We start from the raw sequence: 5,280 nt of genomic DNA, 5'->3' as shown, positions 1-5,280 counted from the left end.
GTTGAGCTTCTTGCCGTTGTCCTTGCGCAGTTTGGCCAAGGCCTTGGAGACTTCTTCGCCGGTCTTGACCTGGAACTGGGTGATGCGGATGTAGCCGTAGCCCGATTCCAGCAGTTGCGCCTTGACGCTTTTCACCTGAATCACTGCACGGGCCAGGGTCACGTCGAACGGCGTGCCGCCATCGCGAACCAGGGTCAGGGTGATTTTCTGGCCGATCTTGCCGCGCATCTTGTCGACGGCTTCGGTCATGGTCTGGCCGCGGGTTGGCTGGCCGTTGATCTTGACGATGAAGTCGCCAGCCTGAATGCCGGCCTTCGACGCCGGGGTGTCGTCGATCGGCGAGACAACCTTGATGAAGCCGTCCTCGGCGCCGACTTCGATGCCCAGGCCGCCGAATTCACCGCTGGTGCTTTCCTGCAGCTCGGTGAAATCTTCCGGGCCAAGGTAGGCCGAATGCGGATCGAGGTTGCTGAGCATGCCCTTGATCGCGTTTTCCAGCAGAGTCTTGTCGTCCACAGGCTCGACGTACGCGGCTTTGATCCGGTCCATGACCTCGGCGAAGGTGCGCAGCTCTTCCAGCGGCAACGGCGCCTTGGCGGTCGCGGCAGTGCCTGCCGGAGCGACGGTCGGGGCCGGTTGTGCGGCGAACGCCAGAGGCGCGCCGATCACCAGGGCGATCGTCAGGGCCAGCGAGGTAAGGCGGGACAAATGCAGCATGTCGAACGAACTCCTGAATTAGATGGTGCGCTTATCCTTGCGCACGACACCATTGCGCCGGATCACTCGGGTGACCCTGCTGACGAATTGCGAAATACAGCGCTGGCGTATCCTGACCGCCACTGTTACCGACAGTGGAAATCGACTCGCCAGCCTTGACCACATCACCCGCCGACTTGAGCAGCGTCTGGTTGTGGCCGTAAAGACTCAGAAAACCGTTGCCGTGATCGAGAATCACCAGCAAACCGGCGCCGCGTAGCCAATCGGCAAACACCACGCGCCCACCGTGTACGGCGTGCACCTGGCTGCCGGCGGAAGCGCTGATCATCACGCCATCCCACTTGGTACGGGCGTCGTCGCCACGGCTTTCACCGAAGCGTGCGAGTAATCGACCATCAACCGGCCACGGAAGTTTTCCCCGGGTTGCAGCAAATGGCCCGCCAAACGTTTCGCCGCTGCTCGATACCAGCGCGCCGGGGCTTGATCTGGCGGGTTTCCGTGGGGCGTCGCTGTTATCAGCCTGCGCCTCACGCAAACGCTTTTTTTCCGCTTCCTGCTGGGCGATCAGCGCTTTCTGCCGCGCTTCTTCTGCCTCACGAGCCTGGCGGGCCAGGGTTTCTTCAATGGTTTTAAGGACTTTAGACAGGTCTGCCTGATCCTGCTCGCGGGCGGCGAGTTTCTGGTCGCGGGCCTTGACGTCGTCATTGAGTCTGGCGAGAACCTGCTGGCGCTCCTTGCGGACTTTCTCGAGTGCCTCGCGCTGAGTGTCGAGGTCGCTTTTCTGCACCAGCAACTGCGCTTGCTGCAGGCCGATGTCTTTTTCGACATTGGCCAGCTGGCGCAGGGTTTCGTTGAAGTTCTTCAACTGCTCCAGGCGTGCCTGGCTCAGGTAGTCGTAATAGGTGAGGGTGCGGGCGAACTTCTCGGGGTTCTGCTGATTGAGCAGCAGCTTGAGGTATTCCTGGCGGCCGTTCTGGTACGCCGCTCGGGCCTGAATGGCGATCAGTCGCTGCTGTTCAGTGCGCGCGCTCTGGAGTTTTTTTTTCTCTGCATCGAGCCGCTGTAGCTCGGATTCGCTTTTCTGCAGTTCTTTCTGCAGCGCGTCGACCTGCTTCTGCAGCTTGCCCATCTCGGTTTCAGTGCCCTTGAGCTCTTTCTGCACGCCGGACTTTTCTTCCTGCAGCTTGCCCAGGAGTTTTTTCAGCTCGGCGATATCCTGACGCGTGGCGTCCAACTGCTGTTGGGTTTGCGCGCGCTCGTCGGCGAAGGCCGGCTGGAGCAGACAGGTCAGAGCAAGGGCGATCAGGACGCGAAGCATAGGGGCGGGCGGCACCAGGGTAGAGGACGGCCTAGTATGCCCGCCCGAGGCTGCAAAAAAAACGCCCAATTGGGGCTGTGTGATAACTGGCTGGAGATACAGCTGAAAATAATCTTCGAACCCAGCACAAACCACTGTGGGAGCTGGCTTGCCAGCGATGGCGGCTGCACATTCAACATAAATGCTGGCTGTCAGATTGCTATCGCTGGCAAGCCAGCTCCCACAGGATTTTTGCGGTGTTTTCTGGATTCGGCTCAGACCAGGATCGAAGTCCCGGTCATCTCCGCCGGTTTTTCCAGACCCAGCAGCATCAGCATGGTCGGCGCTACGTCCGCCAGCACGCCGCCTTCGCGCACTTTCAGGTCGCGTTTGCCGACGTAGATGAACGGCACCGGCTCGGTGGTGTGCGCGGTGTGCGCCTGACCGGTGGATTCATCGGCCATTTGCTCGACGTTGCCGTGGTCAGCCGTGATCAGTGCTTCGCCGCCGACCTTTTCCAGCGCCTCGACGATGCGACCGACGCAGGTGTCCAGGCACTCGACCGCTTTGACCGCCGCGTCGAACACGCCGCTGTGGCCAACCATGTCGCCGTTGGCGTAGTTGACCACGATCACGTCGTAGCGCTGGTTTTCGATGGCGTCGACGATACGGTCAGTGACTTCCGGGGCGCTCATTTCCGGCTGCAAGTCATAAGTCGCGACTTTCGGCGACGGGATCAGGATGCGCTCTTCGCCCGGGAACGGTTCTTCACGACCGCCGGAGAAGAAGAAGGTCACGTGGGCGTATTTTTCGGTTTCAGCAATGCGCAGCTGGGTCTTGCCGTTTTTCGCCAGATAATCACCGAGAACGTTTTCCAGGCTGCCGGCAGCGAAGGCCGACGGTGCCGGAATGCTTGCGGCGTACTGGGTCAGCATGACGAAACCGGCCAGTTTTGGCTGGCGGGCGCGCGCGAATTCCTTGAAATCGTCTTCGACGAACACGCGGGTCAGCTCGCGGGCGCGGTCGGCACGGAAGTTCATGAACACCACGGCGTCGCCGTCTTCAACTTTCACCGGCTCACCGATGGAAGTGGCTTTGACGAATTCGTCGCTTTCGCCACGGGCGTAGGCGGCTTCGAGACCTTCCTGAGCGGTGGCGGCGTTGAATTCGCCGTTGCCGTCGACGATCAGGTTGTAGGCCTGGGCGACGCGATCCCAACGGTTGTCACGGTCCATGGCGAAATAGCGGCCGATGATGCTGGCGATCCGGCCTTTGCCCAAGGCCTGGAAAGTCGCGTCGAGCAGTTCGATCGACGAAGCGGCGCTTTTCGGCGGCGTGTCGCGGCCATCGAGGAAGGCGTGCAGGTAGATTTTTTCGGCGCCGCGCTTGAAGGCCAGTTCGGCCATGGCGATCAGGTGATCCTGGTGGCTGTGCACGCCGCCATCGGACAGCAGGCCCATGAAGTGCACGGCTTTGCCGGCGGCCACGGCTTTATCTACAGCGGCGCAGATGGTCGGGTTTTCGAAGAATTCGCCGTCGCGGATCGCTTTGGTCACGCGGGTGAAGTCCTGATACACCACGCGCCCGGCGCCGAGGTTCATGTGGCCGACTTCGGAGTTGCCCATCTGGCCGTCCGGCAGGCCGACGTCCATGCCGCTGCCCGAAATCAAGCCGTTTGGCACCGTGGCCCACAGACGATCCAGCACAGGTTTCTTCGCCGCGAACACGGCATTGGATTCGGGGCTGTCGCTGTGACCGAAGCCGTCGAGAATCATCAGGACCAAAGGTTTGGGCGTAGTCGTCATGGAATCCACTCGTGGCTGATAAAGAAGAGGGCGATGGAAAACGGAGTTGGAGTTTAAAGCGAAGTTCCGACCGCGTCACCGCCGGACGGGGTTTGGCCGACCATAGTGGCTGTGTATACTGGCCGACATTTTAACGCCCTGGAACCTCCTTCGATGGTTGCTCACCTGATTGAATTTGCCACTAACCACTACATTCTTGTCGGTATCTTCGTCGTACTTCTGGCTCTGTTGCTGGCGCACACGATGCAGGGCGGCGGCAAGAGCCTGAGCACCGGCGAGCTGACCGCATTGGTCAATAAAGACGCAGGCGTGGTAGTGGACATCCGTCCGGCCAAGGATTATGCCGCTGGCCACATCGTCGGCGCGGTGAACATCCCGCAAGACAAACTGGCTGCCCGCGTCGGCGAGCTGGAAAAACACAAGGCCAAGACCATCATTCTGGTCGATGCCCTCGGTCAGACCGCCGGCACCCACGCCCGCGAGCTGATGAAGTCCGGCTTCACCGCCGCCAAGCTGTCCGGCGGGATTTCCAGCTGGAAAGGCGACAACCTGCCGCTGGTGAAATGACATGAGCGAAGTCATCGTCTACTCCAGCGATTACTGCCCTTACTGCTCGCGCGCCAAGCATCTGCTCGCCAGCAAAGGCGTGGCCTTCGAAGAGATCAAGGTCGATGGCAAGCCGCAGCTGCGTGCCGAAATGACCAAAAAGGCCGGGCGCACGTCCGTGCCGCAGATCTGGATCGGCGCAAAGCACATCGGCGGTTGCGATGATTTATACGCCCTGGAACGCGCCGGCAAACTCGACGCGCTGCTCAAGGGCTGAACGGCTGCACCCACGTACAGCACTCCCTAAAAGACCCAAGATCGATAAGGATCTGAGATGACTGACCAACAGAACACTGCAGCCAGCGAAGAAGAAACCGCACCGCAATTTTCCTTGCAGCGCATCTACGTACGCGACCTGTCCTTCGAAGCCCCGAAAAGCCCGGCGATCTTCCGCCAGCAGTGGGATCCGGCGGTCGGTCTGGATCTGAACACTCGCCAGAAAGCGCTGGAAGGCGATTTCTACGAAGTGGTGCTGACTCTTTCCGTCACCGTGAAAAACGGTGAAGAAGTGGCCTTCATCGCTGAAGTGCAACAGGCCGGTATCTTCCTGATCAAGAATCTGGACGCGGCTTCGATGAGCCACACCTTGGGTGCGTTCTGCCCGAACATCCTGTTCCCGTACGCCCGCGAAACCCTGGACAGCCTGGTCACCCGTGGCTCGTTCCCGGCGCTGATGCTGGCGCCGGTGAACTTCGATGCCCTGTACGCGCAAGAGCTGCAGCGCATGCAGGAAAGCGGCGAGACCCCGACCGTTCAATAACGGCTCGGATACGCATCGCGGGCAAGCCCGCTCCCACAGGTTTTGCACATTCCTGTGGGAGAGGGCTTGCCCGCGATTGTTTTTGGTCAGACGAA

At 60.5% G+C, this 5,280-nt stretch carries 6 protein-coding genes; 3 read left to right on the top strand and 3 right to left on the bottom strand.

Going from position 1 to position 5,280, the window contains the following annotated elements; all coding sequences use genetic code 11:
- From OQK_RS09210 to gpmI, 3 genes are all read right to left on the bottom strand, one after another.
- On the bottom strand, positions 1-717 hold a 717-nt coding region (locus tag OQK_RS09210; RefSeq protein WP_038860796.1), incomplete at its 3' end, for a S41 family peptidase.
- A 31-nt stretch (positions 718-748) separates the two neighbouring features.
- Positions 749-2,035 carry a murein hydrolase activator EnvC family protein gene (locus OQK_RS09205; protein ID WP_016772118.1) on the bottom strand — a complete coding sequence of 429 codons (1,287 nt, stop codon included), beginning with the start codon at positions 2,033-2,035 and terminating at the stop codon, positions 749-751.
- Between the two features lie 254 nt (positions 2,036-2,289).
- Positions 2,290-3,819, bottom strand: coding sequence for a 2,3-bisphosphoglycerate-independent phosphoglycerate mutase (gene gpmI, locus OQK_RS09200; RefSeq protein WP_016772117.1), 1,530 nt, complete (start codon positions 3,817-3,819; stop codon positions 2,290-2,292).
- A gap of 153 nt (positions 3,820-3,972) precedes the next feature.
- On the opposite strand from gpmI, the gene OQK_RS09195 reads away from it, so the two are divergent.
- Genes OQK_RS09195 through secB form a run of 3 tightly spaced genes read left to right on the top strand, consistent with a single transcriptional unit; the run spans position 3,973 to position 5,185 of the window.
- Positions 3,973-4,386: a rhodanese-like domain-containing protein gene (locus OQK_RS09195; RefSeq protein ID WP_016772116.1), complete on the top strand. Its 414-nt coding sequence runs from the start codon at positions 3,973-3,975 to the stop codon at positions 4,384-4,386.
- Position 4,387: 1 nt separating this feature from the next.
- Complete coding sequence (grxC, locus tag OQK_RS09190; protein ID WP_016772115.1) at positions 4,388-4,642, top strand: glutaredoxin 3; 255 nt, start codon at positions 4,388-4,390, stop codon at positions 4,640-4,642.
- 57 nt (positions 4,643-4,699) lie between these two features.
- Positions 4,700-5,185 carry a protein-export chaperone SecB gene (gene secB, locus OQK_RS09185; RefSeq protein ID WP_016772114.1) on the top strand — a complete coding sequence of 162 codons (486 nt, stop codon included), beginning with the start codon at positions 4,700-4,702 and terminating at the stop codon, positions 5,183-5,185.
- The last annotated feature ends 95 nt before the right edge of the window (positions 5,186-5,280 follow it).

The organism is Pseudomonas sp. R62, from assembly GCF_000257605.1.
Classification (GTDB): Bacteria; Pseudomonadota; Gammaproteobacteria; order Pseudomonadales; family Pseudomonadaceae; genus Aquipseudomonas; species Aquipseudomonas atacamensis.
Note: the sequence above shows the minus strand (reverse complement) of the source record. Positions and strands in the feature narration are given on the sequence as shown.

Bases quoted from the DNA above. Each gene is read 5' to 3' on its own strand.
- OQK_RS09205 (WP_016772118.1), bottom strand. From the start codon at position 2,035: ATGCTTCGCGTCCTGATCGCCCTTGCTCTGACCTGTCTGCTCCAGCCG.
- gpmI (WP_016772117.1), bottom strand. From the start codon at position 3,819: ATGACGACTACGCCCAAACCTTTGGTCCTGATGATTCTCGACGGCTTC.
- OQK_RS09195 (WP_016772116.1), top strand. From the start codon at position 3,973: ATGGTTGCTCACCTGATTGAATTTGCCACTAACCACTACATTCTTGTC.
- grxC (WP_016772115.1), top strand. From the start codon at position 4,388: ATGAGCGAAGTCATCGTCTACTCCAGCGATTACTGCCCTTACTGCTCG.
- secB (WP_016772114.1), top strand. From the start codon at position 4,700: ATGACTGACCAACAGAACACTGCAGCCAGCGAAGAAGAAACCGCACCG.